Below are 21,183 nucleotides of genomic sequence, written 5' to 3' on the forward strand. Positions count from 1 at the left end.
GATCAGGGCTCGTCATCATTGCAGGTGACGACCCGCGAGACGGTGCGGCCCGGCGCGGCCTTGCTCGCCAGGACCACGCGGAATGGCTGCAGCGGGTTTCCTGTCTTCACGACCGCCGTGTCGGTCAGGATATGCTCGGCGACGCGGGTTGCCACGCGGTTGGCATTCTCGATGCTGCAAAGGCGCCCACGTTTGGGTGAGCGTTCGGGGGGTGGCTGGTCCGGCATGGCGGTGCAAGCTCGCGTGCAAGTCACGGCGCCGAGGGGGCGGCCGGGGCCGGAACAATCGTCCAGGCGCGGCTCATCAGCTTGCTGATCTTCACGCCCATCCCGTCGTTCATCCGGCGCAAAATGGTCTTCCGGCCTGACTGGACCACCCGGAATCTGCGTTCGCTCTGCCCGTCGGTGAACGTGAGCGGTTCTGCCAGGACGAGCGTGTCGCCCGGCCGCGGCTTGCGGCGCGAGGTCAGCGCAAGTCGCGCACGGCAAGCCTCGCGCCATTTGGCGGCATACTCGTTGCCGGGAGGACCCAGCAGGTCGAGGATCGAAGCCGGGCAATCGCAGTGGTAGGGGCCCATCGTCTCGGTCATGTCCTTGTAGCCGAACTCTTCGCCGCTGCGCGCGCCGGGGTTCCATTTGACTAGGCAGATGATCGCAAAGGTCTCCTTGGGACCTTCGGCGTCATAGGTCTGGCAGGCGGCGTAGTAGGCGCCCGAGCGGACGGTCGATTTGATCACCCTCAGCCCGGTATCGCGGCCTTTGTCCGGATCGGGCGGATAGGTGCATTGGTTGTCGAGATACGCCTTCGGCGTGGCGAAAGGCGACATCCCGCCGCGGGACATGAACAGCCAGCCCATGGGGTTTTCTCCTAGAGCAGCGCCTGGCTGCGCGGGTTGATGGAAAGGCCGGTCTCGCGGACGACCAGCGCGCGGAAGCTGTGCGGGGCGGCGAGGACGGCGATGTCGCAGAAGTGATTGCGGCCGCCGAGATAGTCCTGGCGCCCCTTGCAGCGGCGGAACATGACCTCACGGCCAGGCCGGATGCAGGGGATCGAGACCTGGACGTAGATCTCGTCGCCATGGAGGGTAATCTCGCCTGAGACAGCGGGACCGGCGAAGTTGCTGCGCAGGTCATACTGATCGGGGTCCAGGTCCAGATGGCGGGCTGCGACCCGGAGCGCCGAGCGCGCTTCGCGGTGGAAGGCGCGTTTTGCTTCAGGGTCATAGCCGATCCCGCGCCGGGCAAGTGCGACCAGCGCGGGCTTGGACTTCAGCTCATCGATCTTGGCGATGCACTGGCGGCGCAGCGGCGTGTCCTCGGTGAAGGTCTCGTCCGGAGCATGGCCGAGCGCGATACGGCCGAGATGCCGGGCCAGCAGTATGGTCGCGGGATCGCGAGCCGGATCGATGCCGGCATTGCGCGCATCCTGCATCGCGTCGACCACAGCCTGGGTAGCGGTCGGGATGGTCGCGAGCCCGTCGGGCTGGAGCGCCCGGCGATAGCGGAAGTCGAGATCGTAGTTCATGGGTGTAAGCCTCCATCGCGCCCCATGGCGCGCCGGGCTCCCACCCCCTCCCCTTCCCGCTCGCCATGCGAGCGTGTCCGACTTCCGTTAGGCCGCTTCCTTGAGGTCGCCCGTGAGCGCCGGATCGAACTGGCGCAGCCACTTGACCGCCTGCTCTGCCTTGGCGGCTGCATGGAGGATCGCGGTCTTGTCCCCGCGTAGGATCTTCATCCAGTGATGGATGTAGGCGGCGTGGCTGTCGTGGAGTTCGTTGGGCAGACCGTATTCGGCGCAGAGGGTAGCCTGGGTCAGCGAGGCAACGATCTCCTCGAAAGCATAGGCATCATCGCCGAACCTCTTGCCGAACTGCCGGTTGAGCCGTTTGGCAGACCCTGTAGCGTGACCAAATTCGTGGCATCTTGTTGAAAAGTAAGCCTCAATGGAATGAAATGCCTGCGGATGCGGCAAGGTGACCGTATCGGTTCCCGGCGAATAGTATGCGCTGTCGCCGCCATGGACGACGCGGATCGGGATTGCCTCCAGGAAGTCACGAACCCCGGCGGACAATTCGCCGATTGCCGCCGGGCTTGGCGGCTCGGGATAGTAGTGCCCCGGCAGTCCATCGATTTGCGAGGCGTTGAACACGTGGTTCCATTTCATGAACCGGATGGTCTTCTCAGTCGCCTCACCGGTCAGGCGATCGGTGTCAGTCTTGCGTGCCGAGGAATAGAACACGCTGAACGAGCCGCTCTCGCCCTTGCGAACGTGGGCCCCAAGCTCGGCTGCCTGACGAAATGTCATCCAGTAGGGGCTGGTGAAGCCGCGGCTTTCGGCGACCGCCCAAAGGAAGAAGGTGTTGATCCCCGTGTAGGAAAGTCCGTTGTGGCGTAGCGGACGGGTGCTGGTCGCCGACCAAGGTTTGAGCCACGGGGCGGTGCCGGCGGCGATCTTTTCGAGGATCAGGTCGGTGATTACCTGGGCGACATCGGGCTTCGGATGACGGGTCATTGGTCCGAGCCCTCCCTCGCGTCGACAAGGGTCAGGTCATTGCCGCCGCTCGACCAGGCGAGCTGGAGCTTGCGTCCGTGCGGGATGCGCCAGGCTACGCGGTCGGCAAAGGCCATGCGGATGCCAGCAAGAATGGCGGCGTCATCTCCTTCAAGGATGGCATGGGCCCGCACGGCAGCGTCGTGGCGAAAGCGGGTCTCCTGGGTGTCGTAGCTGTCCGCATCGGAATCGTCCGAGGGCGAGAACACCGCATCGATGATGAGGTCGGTGAGATCGTTCGGATCGAGTTCCGAGCCCCGGGTGAGTGCAATCACCGCGCAGTCAGGATCGCCCCACGAATCATCGCCCTCCTGGATGACGAAGTCGGTCTCGACGTCGAGGCGGTGACCGTGCTGATCGGTCAGTTCGATCCTGATCGCGTCAGGGCGCAGTGTCAGGGCGTCGGGTTCACTCGTGGCCGACTGATCGCCGTCGTGCGTGAAGCACTCGCCGGTGAGGATGAAGCAGGACAGCGCGTCGTACCATGGATAGCCGATGAAATTGGTGATCGGCTCATAGAACGCGCGGGGGTCCGGTCCGCCGAGCTTGTGCGGCTCGCCGCCATTCGAGCGCCGGAGCGCGCGGCCGAACGTCACCGAATCATAGGAGTCCGTGTCATCGTAAATGGTGGCGAACGGCTCAAGATCAGCGAAAGCCGGGACCGGGCGACAGTCGCCGCGGGCAGTGGAGGGCGACCAGAGCGGCAGTTGCCGCGCCGCTTGGGGGAAATTGTCGCAGTAGAACCGTGCCTCGAGCCAGTCCTCGAAACTCAGTCGGTGCAGCGGTTCGGCGTAGATGACCGAGAAGATCGCCCGCCGGCACAACGCCACGAGGTGGTCGAGCGCGGTGTTGCGGTAGATCTCCTTGCGGGCGGGCAGGACGAGGACGAGATCCGGGGAATCAACGATATCGACCTGGACGCTCCACTGGGTGTGGTGGACCTCCTTGATTACCGGGAACGCGTGCTTGAGGGTTACCCCGTGGAAATTGAGCGTCGCCACGTGCGGCGAATGCCGGTCGCGGAACACCCCGATGCGATAGCCATCGCGCTCGATGACCTTGTAGGCATCGGAGAGGAAGTCGGCGCGGGCGAGGTCCTTGCCGTTGTAACTGACCGGCAATGGAAAGAATCGCGCCGCCGCTTCAACGGTGCGCTCAAGCTTGCCATCGGGCCCGGGCGGAAAGTGGAACGCGATAGTCGTGCCGCGCGGGCCATCCCAAGGGAGCACATCGATGTCGGCCTCACCGGTCCAGGCATCGCCTGCGATCGCCAGCGAGAACGAGCCAACAGCACTGGTGGAACTCACCACCGTGTCGAGTCCGGCCAGGCTGAAGAAGCCCATGCCAGCGGGATCTTCGCGGGTCCGGCAGTCGCCGGGCCAGTCGGATTGCCCAAGTGACACGAGGTCGGCCGGATCGCCGATGCCCGCGCCATCATCTGCGACGGTGATCAGGCAGGCGTCAGCGAGATGTTCGGCGGTAACGGCAACGCAGGTGGCGCCGGCGCGCCGGGCGTTCTGGAAGAGCTCATTGAAGATGTCGTCGAGGGTCCCGTTGAAGATGCGGGTCACCTTGGAGATCGCTTGCGGTGAAACCCGGGCGCGCAGTTTGGTCAGCGTAGTCATTGTGGAGTATCCTGAATGTGGGAGACGTGCAGCCGCAGGCGTATCGGCCTGCGGCTGCGTCGTTAGGGTTGGATCAGGCGTCGACAGGCTCAGCCGCGACGACTTCCTGGTCCTCGTTGGCTTCCAGTCCGTCGTCCTCACCCTCCGGCGCGGGTTCGCCCCCAGCTTCGATCGGCGCCTGCTCGTCCTCGGTTTCGCTGGCGGCGATGGCCCGGAACCGCATCGCTTCGGGCACCCAAGCGAGTGCGGCCTCCTTGACCTCGGGCGCGACGATGGTTTCGCCGGCGAACAGTTTCTCGCAGGAGGCCGAGAGGTCGCCCTTCTTCGAGCCCATGAAGCTCGACGCCATTGTCGGGCCGCCGACCTCGCTGACATGAGCGAGCAGCGTCTGCTTGCTCACGCGGTCGAAGTAGTTGGCCGAAGTCGGCCGCCAGTGGCTCGCGACATTGATCCCCATCAGCGTGGCAAGGTGATCGTGGAGATCGATCGGTTCGGGACCGCCCTGGCCGGTCTTCTTGTCGATGCCCATGCTGGCTTCAAGGGTCTTGGCCATGCACCAGGCGAGCCAGCTCGCCTTGGCATCGTCGTCGAGCGCGCTGAACGCGGCGAACCGGTCGACCGTGCGGCGGTGCTCGGTCCAGGACATATCGAGCGTCTCGCGCATGTCGGCCATGAGCGTATGCGCTGGGCTCTCGGGATAGCTCGCGAGGTAGAGCGAGGGTGACGGCGCGCGCAGCGTCGTGCCGAGAGCCTGGGCGCTGTAGAGCGCGCGCGAATCCGCAATGGCGAAGATCAGGTAGTCGAGAGCGATCGCCGGGTTGGACGCGAGATTGATCGCGAGGATGTCGCGGCGCTGGAGGGCGAGTTCCTCGACCAGCTTCTGCGACAGCGGCTTGGGTGCCGAGGCGGCGCCTGCCCCCTCCCCTGCCCTGCTGTCAGCGCCGCCCGGCGCATCGGCACCACCGCGGGCCTTGCGCTTCTCGAGCGGCTTGTCGCTGTAGAGCCCGCTGGCCACGGTCGGTTCGCCGTCGGCACCGATGATCACGAAGCAGCCGACATTGGCTTTCATCTCGTCGGGGATCACTGGTGGCTTGTCGTGGAGTGCGTCGTAAGCATTGGTCGCCGCATCCCAGCGTTCCTGAAACTCGGCGGCGGCGCTTTCATCGTCCTCGTCGAGCGCCTCACCTTCGGCTTCGAGCGCGGAGATCGTCTCCATGAGACGGTCGGCTTCCGCCTGTTCTTCATCCGATAGCGGGGCGGGCTCAAGATGGACCTGATGCAGGTCTTCGGTTGCGCCGTAGGTCACGCGAGTCTCGAGGATCGGCCGCACCCAGGCGTAGCCCGAAGTCTCGGCGATCTGGGTCGCGTAGGCCTGGAGTTTCTCGCCCGCGATACGCTGGGCGATCTCCGCGTCGATCCAGGTCTCGCCGCCATCCTCGGTAAAGAGGTCGCGCTCGATCTTGCCGCCGGCGGCGAGGTAGTCGGCCTCGCTCGCAAGCTTGGCCATGGGCGAGGACGAGCGGATCGCGCTGTGGGTGATCATCCGGCGGATGGAATCGGCTTGGTTGCCCTGCCAGCTGTTCGAAAGCTCGTTCCACACCAGCATCTGGCGCTCATGGTTGGGTGTCGTTGCGTAGGCCTTGGCGACGTCGAGGGTGATCTTGCCTTCCTCGAGCGCGGTGAAGATCGGATCGGCCAGGTCGGCAAGGCGCAGTCGGCCTTCGATGAACCGGCGGGTGCGGCCGAACCGCTTGGCAATCGCATCGAGGTCGCTGCCCTCATTGACGAAGTGCTTGTAGGCTCGGATTTCATCGGTCGGGGTCATGTCGAGGCGGATCACATTCTCGATCAGCGACAGCTCGGACTGCTCGGCGGCATCGATGTCGAGCACGCGGCAGGCGACGGGGTGATCCTTGGGCAGCTTGCCTGCCTCGAGGAGAAAGTTCAGCGCACGCAGGCGGCGCCCACCAGCGGTTACGTCGAACATGCCCCGCTTCTTGGCCGGCGCGACGATAAGGTTCTGGAGGAGGCCTTTGGCCTCGATGTTGGCGGCAAGTTCCTCGATGAAGAGGTTGCTGTCGTTCTTGCGCACATTGGCCTCGGACAAGCGCAGCTTGCCAAGCGGGATCATCTCGATGTCGTTCATTGGGGGTGCTCCTGAAAGCTGGATTGACCGAGCCCTTCGGCTCACCCCTTCCAGCCCCCCTCCCCTCGACATTTCAGGAACGGCACAGGGGTTCAGACCCACCGGCACATGTGCGGGACCGAAGTTCATGAGCCATAAATTATGGCTTTATGCCTCATAATGGGCTATCGGGTGAGTTATAAAGCGGAACCGAATGCCTCATGAAGTGGAATTGGCAGCAGCCGGATTGGCCCAATTTTCGCTGGAACAGCGAAGCCCTAGCCGTGCACGAGGCCCGCTTCCTGCAGCAATCCGGGATCATCATCGGGGTCGTGAAGCACCTCGCCGATGAGGACCGCACCAGCATCGTGCTCGACGTCATGACCGACGAAGCGATGAAGACCTCGCAGATCGAAGGCGAACTTCTCAATCGCGATAGCGTCCAGTCTTCGCTGCGCCGCGAGTTCGGTCTTGAAAGCGAAGCGCGCCGAATTCCGCCCGCCGAACGCGGGATCGCGGAGATGATGATGGCGCTCTACCGGGACTTCGCTGACCCGCTTACCGAAGAGGCGTTGGGCGACTGGCACCGCCTGGTCCTGAGTGGACGCAGCGACATCGACGTCGTGGGCCGTTACCGCGAACACGAAGATGCGATGCAGGTCGTCTCGGGCGCATTGCACAAGCCCACTGTCCATTTCGAGGCGCCGCCGTCGCGCGAGATGGCAACGGAAATGGCGCGGTTCCTCGAATGGTTCGCGGCCACCGGCCCGGGTGGCGCTACGCCGCTACCCGGCTTGACCCGGTCTGGCCTCGCGCACCTCTACTTCGTGACCATTCACCCGTTCGAAGACGGCAATGGCCGTATCGGGCGCGCGATTGCGGAGAAGGCGCTGTCGCAGGCAATCGGGCAGCCAAGCCTGATCGCGCTCTCGCAGACCATCCAGCGAGAACGCTCGGCCTACTACGACGCGCTCGAAGCGGCGAACAAGGCCAATGAGATCTCGGACTGGCTCGCCTATTGGGCCGAGACGGTCCTTGATGCGCAGGCCCACAGCCTGGCCCTGATCGACTTCCTGCTGGAGAAAACCCGGTTCCATGACCGGTACCGGGGGAAGCTCAACCCGCGGCAGGAGAAAGTCATCGCGCGCATGTTCCGTGAGGGGCTCGGGGGGTTTAAGGGCGGGCTCAGCGCGGCCAACTACATCACGATCGCCGACACATCGCGAGCCACGGCAACACGTGACTTGCAGGAGCTGGTCTCCCTTGGCGCGCTCGAACAGACCGGGACGCTAAAGTCTTCCCGGTATTATCTGCTCATGGGAGAGAAGACCTCGCTAGCTTGACGGGCCTTGCGGGGAGCTATGTAGAGACGAGCGTAAGGAGTGCACGTGGCAGATTTAGATAAGCTCGAGAAGCTCAACCGCCTTCGCGAAAGCGGGGCCCTGACCGCAGAAGAGTTTGAACATGAGAAGGCGCTGCTACTCTCCGGAAAGTCCGGATATTCGAAGCCTCTGATTATCGTTTCCGCAATTGCGGTCGCCATCCTTGCGCCGACAGCTTTCTACGCTCTTAAGCAGACTGGAAGTGACACAAGCACCGTGATCGTCCCGGCATCGACGGCTTCCAAAGGAATGGATAGTGCAGCAGCGGCGCCCTCTCCGCCAACTCTGGTAGCGCGCCCAAGCACGGTCAAGATTGATCCTCCCGTTCCGGATTCCGCAGCACCTGATCCAACCAACGCGGATTATTACAACGAGGCTAAGCGCAACATGATGCGCCAGTACAAGGATCAACCTGCCGGAATCCGCCAGATGCTCGGTGACTGGGCCGGGGCAAACGAGTTGTGTCGAGGCAGTAGCGACGAAGCTACAATCAATAAGTGGTGCCCCATCAGAGATGCTATCGACGCCAAGTTGCTTCGCTTGGGCATGTGCTACGGTCGGCCGACCGATCAATCTGCCGCCGAGAGTGATTGGCACACTTGCGATGCTCGTGATGGAAAACAATGAGCGCATCTGGCTCGCGCACGGCCGTCACCACCGCCCCGTTATTTGACGATGTCTGATTTGATGACGTGATACGCGCCGCCTATCAGACTGGTCACCTCTTCGGCGCTCAATACATAATATTGGGGCTCATAGCCTAGACCGAGCTGTCCGGTCCGCTTCCAGTGGTCGACGTACAGGCCTTTGTTGGGACCGAAGGCGAGATTGATATGCTTTGCCAGTCGCGGCGGGCCATGCCGCGAATATGCGGTACGGAACAGGGAGACATCGACCACATAAGGTCCGACCATCACCCAGACGTGGCCATCCCAATCGGGGTTCGACGCGGCGAACGCCGCAGGCCCATCGAACGGCTTTCGGTCGCCGAAGACAGGTTCGCCATCAACCACCAGGGTTCCAGCGACCACATGGACCGGAGCCGTCATGCGCCTCTCCAGCGTACCTGCGAGCGATGCGCTCATCAGCGCGCAGGCACCGGGCATCGGCGGAAAGACTTTGAGCAGATCGAGCGCGCATTGCGACAAGACGGCGCGATCGCTGTCGTTCATCTCATAAGCCTTGAACGCTTTCGCCGCCGCCCAGCCATGCTGCGCTGCAATCTGTTTTCCGAGTTGAGCAAGGTCTTTGATGGGCTTCATGCGCGCCCTGTACTGCGCGCACAAGTTCCCGGCCAGTACCTCGCCGCATTCGATCATGCCGCTTTCCGTCGGAGGGACGATTGACGAATCAGAGCACATCTGTTCTTTTTATGTTCCCTTCCTCATGGACTACATTCTTGTGCTGAGCTTCGTCGATTCCCCTTCAAAACTCGATCTTCCGCTTTTCGGCTCGCAGGTTCCTGCGGGTTTTCCCAGTCCTGCCGACGATCACATCGAGGGAAAGCTCGACCTCAACGAACATCTGATCCGCAGGCCGGCCGCCACGTTCTTCGTGCGCGCTGCGGGAGAATCTATGCGCGGTGCCGGAATCTTCGACGGCGACCTCCTCGTGGTGGATCGCAGCATCACCCCACAGTCCGACGACATCGTCATTGCCATCCTGCACGGCGACCTCACCGTCAAACGCCTGAAAAAGGTCGCCGGACAATGGCATCTCGCGGCTGAGAACGAAGACTATCCATCGCTCGCGATCAGCGATGACGGCTGCGAGATCTGGGGCGTCATCACAACGAGTATCCGGCGCCATTGTGGCCGCTGATGGCCACCTTTGCCCTTGTCGACTGCAACAACTTCTATGCGTCCTGCGAACGGCTGTTTCAGCCCCGGTTGCGGGGCCGCCCGGTCGTCGTCCTGTCGAACAACGATGGCTGTGTGATTGCCCGGTCGAACGAGGCTAAGGCCCTCGGCGTCGGTATGGGCGCTCCCATGTTCAAGATCCGCAAGCTGGTCGATGAGCACGACGTTGCGGTCTGTTCGTCGAACTATGCGCTCTACGGGGACATTTCCGAGCGGGTCATGAATGTGCTCGGAGCGAGTGCTCCAGCCCATGAAATCTACAGCATCGACGAGTGCTTCCTCGATCTCGATCAACTGGCTGTCCCCAGCCTCGCGGCATGGTGCCGGCATCTGCGCGAGACGACAACGCGGTGGACCGGGATCCCGGTTTCGATCGGTGTCGGCCCAACCAAGACCCTGGCCAAGCTTGCCAACCGATTGGCCAAGAAGTCCGCCCGGGCTGGCGGCGTGCTTGATCTTTCGCACAATCCCGAATGGATAACCCCGGCATTGCACAAGACCCCGATCCAGGATGTCTGGGGCGTAGGGCGCAGATGGACGGTCATGCTCCAGGAACGCGGTATTCACACAGCGTTCGATTTTGCAGAGGCGCCCGATGCCTGGGTGCGCCAGCGAATGGGCGTCGTTGGCCTGCGCACGGTGCATGAACTGCGGGGGTCTGTCTGCCACGCGCTCGAAGATCAGCCCCCACCCCGCCAAACGACATGCTGCTCGCGCACCTTCGGCACGGCGATTTTCGACAAGGCGCAGGTCCACGACGCGGTCATGAGCTTCGTCGAGCGCGCCGCCGAAAAAGTTCGCCATGCAGGCCAGGTGGCGGGCGCGGTCCAGTTGTTCGTGCGGACCGACCCGTTCGCGCAAAACGCGCCGCAGAAGTCCCTATCAGGCTCGGCTACGTTTCACCGACCAACATCGGATACGCGCGAAATTGCGGCCACCGTGCGGCGGATCTTCGATCGGGTCTGGCGAGAGGGCTTTGGCTGGCGAAAGGCAGGCGTGCTGCTGCTTGACCTCGGCCTGCCTGGGGCGGCACCGGCATCGCTGTTTGATGCGCTCGAAGCGCCCGATGACAGGCTGATGAGTGCGATCGACCAGATCAATGCCCGCTATGGCCGGGGCTCAGCGAGACTGGGTCTGGCGCAGAAGGACAGCGAATGGCGGATGCGGCGCGAAAACCTGTCGCCAAGTTTCACCACCCGGTGGACCGACATACCCTCGGCCAGTCTGGCGTAATGGGCTCAAGTCTGCCCAGAGATGCGGGTGATGATGCCCTCCGCCCCGTCAATCGGCACGAACACGCGGGTCTTGTAGGCGATGATCTCGGTGAAGCAGCCCATTGCCTTGAGCTCGGGGATGCGGGCTGGCTCGGCGCCGACGATCTCGATCCGCCGCGCCCCGTTCACGCGTGAGGTCCGGATTGTGAAGTTCAGCGGATGGGGTGCTTTCCATGTTCCACCGCCGAGGATGGCCTGCGCAATCTTGGCGGGATCGGTCTGCGCTTTGCGCGAAACCCCGAGCTTTTCGAGAGTCGCGTCGACGTAGAGGTCATGGACATGTCGGCCAAGCCAGGACGCGCCGAACTTGTCGACGATGCGGTTGACCGTGAGGTCCTCCTTGGGAAGCGCACCCCAGATCGGCAGCAGCAGGCCGGTCGCCAGGAACACGGTTTCGGTCACCAGCTGATTCTCGTCCGCAGCGTACTCTGCCTCCCACAGCGCGCAGAACTCGGCCTTGGCCGCCGGCTCCCATGCGGTCTCGTCCAGCCTGCCAGCGAGGATGTATTCGCTGCGCAGGGGCCGCACCAGCTCGAAGCGGCGGATCAGTTCGCCCTCCTCGTCCATGTGCGACGGCGCAGGGACCGCGAGCGCAACCTTGCCGGATTTGGCGTTGCGCAAAAACAGCGGCCTGTCCTCGTAGCTGGCCATTTTCAGCACGCGCTCGAGCGTGAGCAGCTTGCGCCGCTGGGTCAGCGACAGTTCGAGCAGGTGCGAGGTCGCCCCCGTTACGGGATCCGTGCGGATCACGGTGTCCGACAGGACCTCGCAGGTCTCGGCAGAGACGGTCTCAACGCCGATGTCGAAGGTGCCGGCTTCCTTGGCCGCCGAGACCCGGGTTTCGACAAGGGTGAGGAACTCGTCGAAGATCGCGTTCTGCACCGCGATCTTCATCGCCAGGATGCGGTTGAGCCAGCGCTGGATCGGCGGCAGGTCCTCGCGCAGCACGCCGTCCTGATCGGTGAGCTCAAGCCCGCTCATCGACTGGAACTGACCGAGGGTCGTGCTCTTGAGCTTGCCGGTCGCCAGCAGCCCATACCAGTCGTGCAGGGCGTGCTTGGCGTAAGCGCTCTCGAGGTTGTCGGAGGCATCGAACATCCCCTGCCCGCCGGTCTGGCGCTGACCGCGGGTCAATGCGCCGAGCGCATCGAGCCGCCGCGCGATCGTGCTGGTGAACCGCGCCTCGCCTTTGCAGTCGGTGGTCACCGGGCGGAACAGCGGCGGGCAGGCCTGATGGGTGCGGTGGGTTCGTCCCAGCCCCTGGATCGCGCGATCAGCGCGCCAGCCAGGTTCGAGCAGGAAATGCACGCGGCGCTGCTGGTTCTTGGCATCGAGGCTCGCATGGTAGCTCCGGCCCGTCCCGCCGGCATCGGAGAAGACCAAGATACGCTTGGCGCCGGTCATGAACGCGGTGGTCTCGGCAAGGTTGGTGCGCGGCGAGCGGCTTTCGAGGCGCTGCTGGCCGCTGCCATCGCGGACCAGGCGTTTGGACCGCCCGGTCACTTCGGCCACCGCGCTTACGCCATAGTGATCGAGCAGCGCATCGAGCGCGGTCGGGATCGGCGGCATAGCGCAGATATGCTCGATCAGCTGTTCGCGCGCTGCCTCAGCCTGCGGGTTGTGAACCGGGTTGCCGGCCTCGTCCCACATCGGCCGTGAGCGGACGTCACCGAGCTCGTCGACGTATTCCTCCATCTGCCGGGTCGGGAACGCGCGCGTGAGGTAATCGACAATCGCTTCCCTCGGCGACAGGTCCACGTCCAGCGCCTCTCGCTCCTCGGGATCGAGCTCGTTCAGCCGCCGGTTGAGGATCGATTCTGCCGTGCTGACGAGTTGGACGACCACGCTTTCGTCCTGCGTCAGGTGCTCGTCGATCGCCGGGAAGATCGAGGGCAGCTTCAGCGAGAGCAGCACTTGCGCGAAGAAGCGCTGCTTGGTCCCCTCGAACCGGCTGCGCGCGGCCGCCTTGGCGCCGCTGTTCAGAGTGCGGTTCTCAAGCCCGTCGACCACGCCGGTGAGTTCTAGCGCCGACTCGAGGTTCTGGTGGATGATGGTCCACGCCTCGCAATAGGTATCGTAGATCGCGATCTGATCGAGGCTGAGGTCATGGCGCAGGATGTCGTATTCGATCCCGGCGAAGCTGAGCGCGCGAGCGAGATAGAGCCCCGAGGCCTTGAGGTCGCGCGCGACGAGTTCCATTGCCGCAATGCCGCCGTCGCGGATCTCAGAGATGAACTGTTCGCGGTTGGCGAAGGCCGTTCCCGGCCCCCAGAGGCCAAGCCGGACAGCATAGGCAAGATTGTTGACGTCGGAGGCTCCGGTGGCGGAGGCGTAGAGCACCCGGGCGCGCGGCAGCGTGTTCTGCAGCAGCACCCCGGCAATCCCTTGGAGCGAACCCTGCTTCTGGCCGAGAGCGCCCTCCCCGCCCGCAACGCCGCCCATCTCGTGAGCTTCGTCGAACACGATCACGCCTTCGAACGCGGGACCGGCCCAGCGCACGATCTGGTCGAGCCTGGTGTCCTCGACTCGCGATGAGCGCAGCGTGCCGTAGGGAACGAACAGGATGCCCTCCGGTGCGGTGATTTCCTCGCCGATCTTCCAGCGCGCGAGATCGATGATGTCCGATGGCAACCCGCCAATCGCGGTCCAGTCGCGCTGGGCATCTTCAAGCAGCGGCGCGTTCTTCGATATCCAGATATGGCGGCGGTTGCCCTTGAGCCACTGGTCGAGAATGCAGGCCGCCGCCTGCCTCCCCTTCCCCGCCCCGGTTCCGTCACCGAGGAAGAACCCGGTGCGGTAGAGCTGACCGTCGGGGTCTTCCTTCAGCGCCACCTCGCCGTCCGGATGCGTGAACCGACCGTGCAGATCTCGGCTCCAGGCCTCGCCTGCATAGATCACGGTCTCGAGCTGGGCCGCCGAGAGCAGCCGCGCGGTCACCGTCCGTTCGGGCAAGCACGGGACGTAGCCGGGCTTTGGCGCGGCGATCGACGCCATGGCAGCAGATTCGACGAGGTGGGTCGGATGCTCGCCCGCTTCCGGGATCCCTACGCGCGAGGGACGATAGTCGGCGTACACTCCGCGCTGTTCGCCCATGGCTGCGGCCTCTTCGAGCACATGGTAAGCGACAGGCCTGATTTCGTTGGTTTGCGGTGCCCGCACGATAACCGGGCGCGCCGGGCCGCTTTTCACCGACCGGAACATGCTGAGCTTGGGCCGGGCGACAGCAACTGGGCTGGGGTCGCGCAGCGCAGCGCGTGGTGGAATGGGGCCAAGCGCTGCGAAGAGTTCGCTCACCGAGGCGCGATTGATCGTCGAGACCGAGGTGTCACCCGGAACCTTGTCGATTACCAGCATCCGGACTGCGATGCCGGTGCCGTGCTTGGCATAGCCGCCCTTGTCGAGCCGCAGCGACATGACAACCCGCGCACCTTCCAGGGTTCTGCGATAGACCTCGCCCCCTCGCGCCGTATCGGCGAACCAGTCCGGCATGATCGCCACGACCCTGCCATCGGGCAACAGGAGATCGAGCGCGGCGCGCAGGTGCCGTGCCGCAGTGTTCTGATCTTCTCCGCGCGACTGTGAGACCGAGAACGGTGGGTTCATCACGATCACGCTTGGCCGTGCGATGCCGGAGAGCAGAGCCGCAAGCTTTGCGCCATCGTGGCGATAGACCTGTGCACCCGGGAACAGGCCTTCGAGTAGTTCAGCGCGGGTCGGTTCGAGTTCGTTCAGCAGACACTGCTTCACGGCGTTCTTCGCCAGCGAAGCGATGATCCCGGTGCCCGCACTGGGTTCGAGGAAAACATCCTCGGACCCGAGCCGCACAAGATGGACGGCAAGGCACGCTAGCGCTGGCGGGGTCGAGAACTGCTGGAATGCGATCTGGTCTTCGCTGCGCACTGTGTGGGTGGGGAGTTCGCGAGCCAGAGCCTCAAGCGTGGCGATGGCCGCTCCAGCGTCCATTCGGCCAACGAGTTCCGGGATTGCCATGGCCAGCGCCACCTCGAGGGCCTCGAAACTCTCGCGCTGGGTCCAGCCTCCCGCGGCATCGCTGCCGCCCGCGCTTTCAGTCATGGCCTGCGTGAGCGCGGCCCGATCGATGGTGATGGCGAGCAGAAGCTTTGCGGCAAGCGTGCGCGCAGCGCCAAGTATGGCGCTGGTGCGTGAGATCGTAGCGGTCATGGAGGTCTCCGGGATAATTGTGAGGTCTGCTGCCGACCGGCGGCACATCCCCTGCAGCCCCCCTCCCCTCATCGCTTCAGGATCTGTGCCCAGTCATTCATGCGCCCCGGTGGCCACTCGGTGTCGATGGCGAGGCCCGGGCGGGCGAGCGCATCGCGGGCCTTGGTTTCGGCGCGCCGTCCTTCGCGGTCGTTGTCGGCAAGCAGGATCACGCGTTCGACGCTGGCCGGGATCTTGACCTGGTGGAAGCGCTTGGCGCCCATGGTTGCCCATGCCTGGATGCCGGTGAGCGAAGTGTATGCTGCGGCAGATTCAAACCCTTCGCAGATACCGATCGTCTTGCCCGGCGGACCGTTGGTCCAGGCAGCGCCAATGGCCTGCCCGAGCACCAGCTTTTCGGTGTAGTGGGCGGTCGTTGGATCGAGGAATATCCGCTGGATTGCGACGATCTCGCCTGACCTGCGCATCGCGACGAGCAGGGCGGGCTCAAACTGGACGAGCCTCCCCTGCCCTCTTGGACAGCGTGGATGATAGCGCAGGTCTTCAAGGGGTGCCCAGACGTTGCGAACTTCGCGGACGTATCGCTCGGCCAGGGTGCCCTCAATCTGACGACCAGCGTGCCAGATGGCCAGGAAGGCTGTTGGCCGGTGAGCTTGTCGGTCAGCTACCTCAGCGGGGCGAATGCTTGGCAGGTCCGAAATCTTGCGCAGTGCACGGAGAACATCGTTAGCATCACAACCGGCATGGCAGGTCACGAGGATGCCGCGATCGCCTTGCCTGATCGCGAGTGACGGGGTTCGGTCTGCATGGGACGGGCAACGGCACATCGCGGTGTTGCCTGACCACTTGCCACCCAGGCGAGCAACGAGGGTGCGGAGATCTGATGTAGGGTGATTGCTGACGAGGGGCATAACCGCCCAGCTCAGCCCAACTCCCCTCCCCCGTCGGGTGTCTTGTATGCCGTGCTTACCGAATGGGCGGTACATGTGCGGCACACGAATCGGTATCTGATCCTCTTAAAATCAATTTGGAAACGCCGCTGCTTGCAGCGGAAGCATTCTTGATTCTAAGGATTCAGATTCAGTAGGCTAAAAGCGGCGTAAATCCATATGTTTACAGCCCCAAAGCTGACCGGACGGGGGAGTTTCCCTGACCTCATGGGGGCTCCAGCCTGACCCCCCGGGGGAACTTACCTGACCCATTGGGGTCTTCCTGACTCCTTGGGGGAGTCGTCTATTTAAGCCTCCCGTGCTCTCGCATCGCTAACTTCTGAATCTCGAAGTGTACGGAATCAAGGTCACTTTCCTATTTTGACCAAAAGTACACCGACTCGCCAGTTTTCGCCGCTTTCCGTTCCGGCGGGCAGCAACTCTATCCTGACCGCTTGGGGGATGGACCCGCATCATTATCCTGACCTGACTTGACGAAAGAGGTCAGGTCAGGCAGCAATCCAATCCCGAGAATCACGTTCTGATCGAAATATGGCATGGAAAGTGAAGCTGGCCAAATAGCCGAAGCTGTTGAAGAGGACCTGGAGGAAGTATCTCCCGGTCGTGCCATGCGCGTTGCTGCGGCCCTGAAGGCGAAGGGTGGAGACGAGTTCGCCAAGCCCGGCAGCATCATCGAAATTAAGTTCGTCAAAGGTGAATCGCTCAGTCTCACGGCGTCTCGGCTTCTCGCTTTGATGATCCTAACTGCTGGTGGAGATGCTTGGGAGGATCGGCCACACCGAATCCGCAAAGCTGACATCCGCCGCGGCCACAAGGGCAATGAGCGGATCACCGACATGCTTCAGGAGTTGCACCGAACGCTCTTTGCCGTTGATGACAAATCCTGGCGTGGGAAGAAGGCAACGCTCCTGTTCTCATTGATCTCTCGGTCTCGCGAGGAAACAGAGGAAGAGGGCGGCGAAGCAGGCTGGATCGAGTGGGAGTTCACGCCAGATGCACGCAAACTGATTCAAGCGTCCGAAACCTATGCCGTTCTCAACCGCCAGGCCGTTCTGGGCTTCCGCTCGAATTACGCGCTCAAATTGTATGAACTAGGGGCGCTTCGGTTGCATCGTCGTCAGGCAACATGGCGAGGTGATATGCAAGCACTCCGAGCAGCCCTTGGTATCCCGCCCGATGTCTACACGGACTTCGCCCAGCTTCGCCGCAAGGTCCTGGAAAAGGCCAAGTCGGAGATCGATCAGTTGGCTCACTTCCGCGTCGAGTGGCGTGAGATCCGGCAGGGCAGAACCGTTACCGAGCTTGAGTTCAGGTTTGAGCCAAAGGGTGCACCCGAGGTAATCGAGACAGTCGACGAACTGGATAGGCATTCAGCTGGCCGCCAAGCGCGTCGGGAAGGGACGGTTGAAAACATCTCGGTGGGGCAGGGGGCTATTCCGGCACCGCGTAAAGCAGTCGCGAGCCGCAAGCCGACAGAAGCCAGCTTTCCGAGAGGTTCCCTGCGCTATGGCGATGACGAGTCCGAGTTTCGTTCGATTGGCCGACAGTATGGCGGCGGTTGGGATGTGGATATGATCGCCGATGGTTTTCGCGGACATATGGGCGAGCGGTTGGAAAAGCTTCGTGGGGCGAAGTTAACCGCAGCGTGGAAGGGGTTTTGTGAGGGCTGGGTCAATCGTCGCGGCCGGCCCCAATGAGCGGAAATTGCACGCGTGCAATTTCGACATCCCCCACCGAGTCAGGTTGGAGCCCACTTGGAGCGGCTTGATCCCTTTTCGGCATGCCTACTTTCGAAATTTGCGAATTTCTTGACCCAAAAGCGCAAGTGGGTGTAGCACACGCCCAATTGCGAAAGGTGGGCATGTGTCTAACGGACTTCAGATAGAAGAAGCGGAGCGATTGGTCTCGGTCGCGACGCTCGCCAGTCGGACTTCGTCCGTGCTCGAAAAACTGCGGGATTCAGCTCGAAGCGCCCGCGCCGATGACCGCCGCGAACCAACCTTCACGATTGGCAAGGCGGCGGAACTTGTAGGCAGAACTCCTGCTGCGATCCGCGATGCAGAGAAGGACGGTCGCCTGCCTGAGCCAGCAAGGACCGACAACAACAGGCGGGAACGATATACACTGGCGCAGCTCAACGACATGCGAGGTGTCTTTGGGACGAGGCCCTATCGAACGGCGGATGATCCTTGCTGCGTCGTGGCGGTTCAGAACTTCAAGGGTGGGGTAGGGAAGTCGACCGTGGCGGTCCACTTAGCCCAGTACCTTGCCATTCGAGGTTATCGCGTCGCGCTGGTTGATTGTGATAGCCAGGCATCGGCGACAACGCTTTTTGGCTACGTCCCCGACCTCGATCTGACCGAAGATGATACCCTCTATCCGTTTCTTCGGGAGGGGGAGCGGTCCTCACTCGATTACGCTCTTCGCAAGACGCATTTTGACGGCTTGGAACTGATCCCGGCTAACCTTCGGCTGTTCAATTCCGAATATGAACTCGCAGCACGGATGGCGCAGGGTAACGGCGGGCTTCTTGACCGACTGAAGGAGGGGATTGAGAGTATTTCCGATCGGTTTGACGTTGTCGTCATGGATCCACCCCCGGCTCTCGGCGCGATCTCGTTGTCCGTCCTTCGCGCCGCAAATTCGTTGGTTGTGCCGGTTCCGCCGACGGTCATGGATTTCTCTTCGACCGCAGCATTCTTGTCGATGTTGGACGAGACGATTGAGCAGCTTGCAGACCGTGGCTTGGCGCCGGAGTTGAAGTTTCTTCGCTTCGTTGCATCGAAAGTCGATGAGAACAAGTCGATGCAAAAGGAGCTGCTGCAGTTGATGCGCACACTTTTCGGACATGCAATGGTCCGCACGCCGCTGAAAGATTCGGCTGAAATCGACAATGCGACCGCGCGTTTGATGACGGTTTACGAGCTTGATGGTCCGGCTACGAGTTCGGCTGTGCGGAACCGATGCTTGAATTACCTGGATGGCGTGAACGCCGAAATCGAAGTCGATATCCGTTCGATGTGGCCGAGCCATCACAAACGCCTGCGCCAGGAGGCGTTGGCATGAAATCCGGGAATTGCACGCGTGCAATTAGCCGCGAAAACCACGCGTTCCCGGAAAATTGCACGCGTGCAATTATGCTGACGGGAGGGTCGCATGAGTAAGAAAAACAGCGGTTTTGCAGCTGATTTGGCGGCAGGCATCGACCTCACCGACGCAGGTGCGGCACCCCGTCGATCGAGCATAGCTTCGAACGTGCTCACCGGCCGGGCGAACCGTCTTGCCGACCTTGCGTCAGGGGCGATTGTTAATCGGACTCATGAGTTGGTGGATCCTGCCAGATGCCGGATGTGGGCGGGGCACAATCGTGATTACGCCCTGCTAAACGAAGAACGGTGTTCGGATCTCATCGAGAGCATCAAGGCGCAAGGTCGGCAGGAAATCCCAGCGATCGTTCGTCGCCTATCGGGTGATGAGGACTACGAATTCGAAGTCATCTGCGGCGCCCGGCGACATTGGTCGATCAGTTGGCTCAGGTCCCACAATTACCCTGACTTCAAATTCCTCGTCGATGTGCGAGAGATTGGCGATGAGGAGGCCTTCCGCCTCGCAGACATCGAGAACCGTGCCCGGGACGATCTCACAGATCTTGAAAGGGCGCGAGACTATCTGCGCGCGCTCACAGCTTACTATGACGGCCGGCAAAAAACGATGGCCGAGCGCCTGAAGGTGTCGGAAAGCTGGCTGACGCGCTATCTCGATCTGGCGCGTCTACCGGAGGAGCTCACTAAGGCTTTCGCCAATCCGCAGGAGCTTGGCATTCGCAACGCGATCGCTCTCAAAGCACTTTTGAAACCTGATGATCGCAGGGAAAGGGCCTTCCGTGAAGCTGCACGCCTCGCTGAAGAGCGCGAGGCAACCGGCCAATCCATGCCAGTGATTGATGTGATCAAGGCGCTGTCACTGGCGGTCGATCCCCCCAAGAAGTCAGGATCCCCCAAGAAGTCAGGAATGGCAGAAACGGTTGCCAATGGGAGCGGCAAACCCGTGCTTCGGATCGAGGGTGCTGATCGCAAGGGCATTCGCCTTACCCTCCTGAGTAAGGGCGGAGCGACGCGTCAGGAGGCCGAAGAAGCAGTGCGCGCGGTTTTGGACCGATACTGGACTTGAAGTCGGCTGTTCTCGACTTTGAGGCACCAACAAATCGCCTGTGTGAATCAGTTCAATTCCAGTGATTCAAAATTCCCGTTGGCTTGCGCATTGCCGCCTGCCGCATTCATGCGCGGATGGACACCGTTACCCATGGCACCTTCATCTGGCTCGAGGCGGTCTGCGCGGAGCGCAATGTCGCGCGGCGCTACACGGTCGCGCTGAGCCGCGACCTGTTCGGCGCGTCGATCGTCGAGTTCACCTGGGGGCGCATTGGCACGAAGGGGCAGGGGAGGGCGATCTCGTTCGCTGCCGAAGATGAGGCCGCGCACTTTGCCAGGCAGCTACTGCGCCGACGAGCCAGCGCCCCCAAACGAATTGGCGTGCCTTACCGCGAAGTCTCGTGGTGGCCGTAGGGAGCCTTAGAAGGCTCTGCGTGCCGTTTTAGCAGCTAGCGCCTGGTCTCCGGCGCGTAACATAGCCAGATCGGCCTTCTCGAGCGCGGTGGCGGCCTGTGAGGCGGTGCGACGGGTCACGCCGAGGGCGCGGGCCAGTTCGGCGCGGGTAAGGGGCCCCAGCGCCGCTATTAGCTGCCATACAACAGGCGCCTGCGACGAGGCGTAGAGCCCAGCCAGGCGCTCGTCGCCCAACGCCAATGCTGCGCGGACCGCGGCAAGGTCGGTTGCCAGGTCATCGGCGGCCGTACCGATCGCCTTGGTCAGCACGGAGCGAAGGGGGCTTTCAAGCTCGGCTCGGAATGCGGCACGCGGTGCGAGCCCGGCTAGCGCCAGCGGCGCGGCTCCGAGGCTGAAAACATGCGGGCGCATGGCTGCGGCGAGCGAGGCTGCCCAAGCGCTGCCCCTTGCAGCGAAGCGCTGGAACACCTTGCCTTCGATGATCACCTCCTCGCTGCCGAGCTCGAGGAAGTCATTCTCGTCCTCGCGAAGCTGTGGCGTGACAAAGAACGCGCCAATCACATCAATAGATTGATAAATAGCAATAATGTCGTCTTCTCGGTGAATCTTTCCCTGGCGCAGACGAAAGTCATCTTCCCCTGGGTGCCAAAATAGCCGACACGGCGGTTGCT

General features: G+C 62.6%; 19 protein-coding genes. 9 read left to right on the forward strand and 10 right to left on the reverse strand.

Going from position 1 to position 21,183, the window contains the following annotated elements:
• Nucleotides 1-2 precede the first annotated feature (2 nt).
• From Q8Q53_RS14080 to Q8Q53_RS14105, 6 genes are all read right to left on the reverse strand, one after another.
• On the reverse strand, nucleotides 3-155 hold the full coding sequence (locus Q8Q53_RS14080; protein ID WP_324608756.1) for a hypothetical protein: 153 nt from the start codon (nucleotides 153-155) through the stop codon (nucleotides 3-5).
• A 95-nt stretch (nucleotides 156-250) separates the two neighbouring features.
• The gene (locus Q8Q53_RS14085; protein WP_305702419.1) at nucleotides 251-856 is read right to left on the reverse strand and encodes a hypothetical protein; all 606 of its coding nucleotides are present in this window, start codon (nucleotides 854-856) and stop codon (nucleotides 251-253) included.
• 11 nt (nucleotides 857-867) lie between these two features.
• Nucleotides 868-1,524 carry a hypothetical protein gene (locus tag Q8Q53_RS14090; protein WP_305702420.1) on the reverse strand — a complete coding sequence of 219 codons (657 nt, stop codon included), beginning with the start codon at nucleotides 1,522-1,524 and terminating at the stop codon, nucleotides 868-870.
• 87 nt (nucleotides 1,525-1,611) lie between these two features.
• Nucleotides 1,612-2,511, reverse strand: a complete 900-nt coding sequence (locus Q8Q53_RS14095; RefSeq protein WP_305702421.1) for an ArdC family protein — start codon at nucleotides 2,509-2,511, stop codon at nucleotides 1,612-1,614.
• Complete coding sequence (locus tag Q8Q53_RS14100) at nucleotides 2,508-4,175, reverse strand: ATP-binding protein (protein ID WP_305702422.1); 1,668 nt, start codon at nucleotides 4,173-4,175, stop codon at nucleotides 2,508-2,510. Before Q8Q53_RS14100 ends, Q8Q53_RS14095 begins: the two co-directional genes overlap by 4 nt.
• 73 nt (nucleotides 4,176-4,248) lie before the next feature.
• Nucleotides 4,249-6,321, reverse strand: a complete 2,073-nt coding sequence (locus tag Q8Q53_RS14105; protein ID WP_305702423.1) for a ParB/RepB/Spo0J family partition protein — start codon at nucleotides 6,319-6,321, stop codon at nucleotides 4,249-4,251.
• 200 nt (nucleotides 6,322-6,521) lie between these two features.
• Here Q8Q53_RS14105 and Q8Q53_RS14110 point away from each other — a divergent pair, with 200 nt between their 5' ends.
• On the forward strand, nucleotides 6,522-7,643 hold the full coding sequence (locus tag Q8Q53_RS14110) for a Fic family protein (RefSeq protein ID WP_305702424.1): 1,122 nt from the start codon (nucleotides 6,522-6,524) through the stop codon (nucleotides 7,641-7,643).
• A gap of 45 nt (nucleotides 7,644-7,688) precedes the next feature.
• Nucleotides 7,689-8,309 carry an SHOCT domain-containing protein gene (locus Q8Q53_RS14115; RefSeq protein ID WP_305702425.1) on the forward strand — a complete coding sequence of 207 codons (621 nt, stop codon included), beginning with the start codon at nucleotides 7,689-7,691 and terminating at the stop codon, nucleotides 8,307-8,309.
• A gap of 38 nt (nucleotides 8,310-8,347) precedes the next feature.
• Here Q8Q53_RS14115 and Q8Q53_RS14120 read toward each other — a convergent pair whose 3' ends face one another.
• Nucleotides 8,348-8,944, reverse strand: coding sequence for a hypothetical protein (locus Q8Q53_RS14120; RefSeq protein ID WP_305702426.1), 597 nt, complete (start codon nucleotides 8,942-8,944; stop codon nucleotides 8,348-8,350).
• Between the two features lie 124 nt (nucleotides 8,945-9,068).
• Here Q8Q53_RS14120 and Q8Q53_RS14125 point away from each other — a divergent pair, with 124 nt between their 5' ends.
• Together Q8Q53_RS14125 and Q8Q53_RS14130 are read left to right on the forward strand one after the other, a co-directional pair.
• The gene (locus Q8Q53_RS14125) at nucleotides 9,069-9,503 is read left to right on the forward strand and encodes a LexA family protein (protein ID WP_371136567.1); all 435 of its coding nucleotides are present in this window, start codon (nucleotides 9,069-9,071) and stop codon (nucleotides 9,501-9,503) included.
• Nucleotides 9,503-10,774, forward strand: a complete 1,272-nt coding sequence (locus Q8Q53_RS14130) for a Y-family DNA polymerase (protein WP_305702428.1) — start codon at nucleotides 9,503-9,505, stop codon at nucleotides 10,772-10,774. The genes Q8Q53_RS14125 and Q8Q53_RS14130 overlap by 1 nt, the downstream gene beginning before the upstream one ends.
• A gap of 5 nt (nucleotides 10,775-10,779) precedes the next feature.
• On the opposite strand, the gene Q8Q53_RS14135 is transcribed toward Q8Q53_RS14130, so the two are convergent.
• Nucleotides 10,780-14,997: a strawberry notch family protein gene (locus Q8Q53_RS14135; RefSeq protein WP_305702429.1), complete on the reverse strand. Its 4,218-nt coding sequence runs from the start codon at nucleotides 14,995-14,997 to the stop codon at nucleotides 10,780-10,782.
• Between the two features lie 68 nt (nucleotides 14,998-15,065).
• On the reverse strand, nucleotides 15,066-15,464 hold the full coding sequence (locus tag Q8Q53_RS14140; RefSeq protein WP_305702430.1) for a toprim domain-containing protein: 399 nt from the start codon (nucleotides 15,462-15,464) through the stop codon (nucleotides 15,066-15,068).
• Nucleotides 15,465-15,524: 60 nt separating this feature from the next.
• On the opposite strand from Q8Q53_RS14140, the gene Q8Q53_RS14145 reads away from it, so the two are divergent.
• The 5 genes from Q8Q53_RS14145 to Q8Q53_RS14165 all read left to right on the forward strand — a co-directional run bounded on the left by Q8Q53_RS14145 (nucleotide 15,525) and on the right by Q8Q53_RS14165 (nucleotide 20,512).
• Complete coding sequence (locus Q8Q53_RS14145; protein WP_305702431.1) at nucleotides 15,525-15,788, forward strand: hypothetical protein; 264 nt, start codon at nucleotides 15,525-15,527, stop codon at nucleotides 15,786-15,788.
• Between the two features lie 767 nt (nucleotides 15,789-16,555).
• On the forward strand, nucleotides 16,556-17,644 hold the full coding sequence (locus Q8Q53_RS14150; RefSeq protein WP_371136568.1) for a replication initiation protein: 1,089 nt from the start codon (nucleotides 16,556-16,558) through the stop codon (nucleotides 17,642-17,644).
• A gap of 166 nt (nucleotides 17,645-17,810) precedes the next feature.
• Nucleotides 17,811-19,013 carry an AAA family ATPase gene (locus Q8Q53_RS14155; protein ID WP_305702433.1) on the forward strand — a complete coding sequence of 401 codons (1,203 nt, stop codon included), beginning with the start codon at nucleotides 17,811-17,813 and terminating at the stop codon, nucleotides 19,011-19,013.
• Between the two features lie 90 nt (nucleotides 19,014-19,103).
• Nucleotides 19,104-20,117 carry a ParB/RepB/Spo0J family partition protein gene (locus Q8Q53_RS14160; protein ID WP_305702434.1) on the forward strand — a complete coding sequence of 338 codons (1,014 nt, stop codon included), beginning with the start codon at nucleotides 19,104-19,106 and terminating at the stop codon, nucleotides 20,115-20,117.
• Nucleotides 20,118-20,233: 116 nt separating this feature from the next.
• Entirely contained in the window at nucleotides 20,234-20,512 is a 279-nt protein-coding gene (locus Q8Q53_RS14165) for a WGR domain-containing protein (protein ID WP_305702435.1), read from the forward strand.
• A 6-nt stretch (nucleotides 20,513-20,518) separates the two neighbouring features.
• Here Q8Q53_RS14165 and Q8Q53_RS14170 read toward each other — a convergent pair.
• A partial coding sequence (locus tag Q8Q53_RS14170) for a MarR family transcriptional regulator (protein WP_305702436.1) occupies nucleotides 20,519-21,183 on the reverse strand: 665 nt, incomplete at its 5' end.

The sequence above is a fragment of the Novosphingobium sp. genome (assembly GCF_030699305.1).
Lineage (GTDB): Bacteria > Pseudomonadota > Alphaproteobacteria > Sphingomonadales > Sphingomonadaceae > Novosphingobium.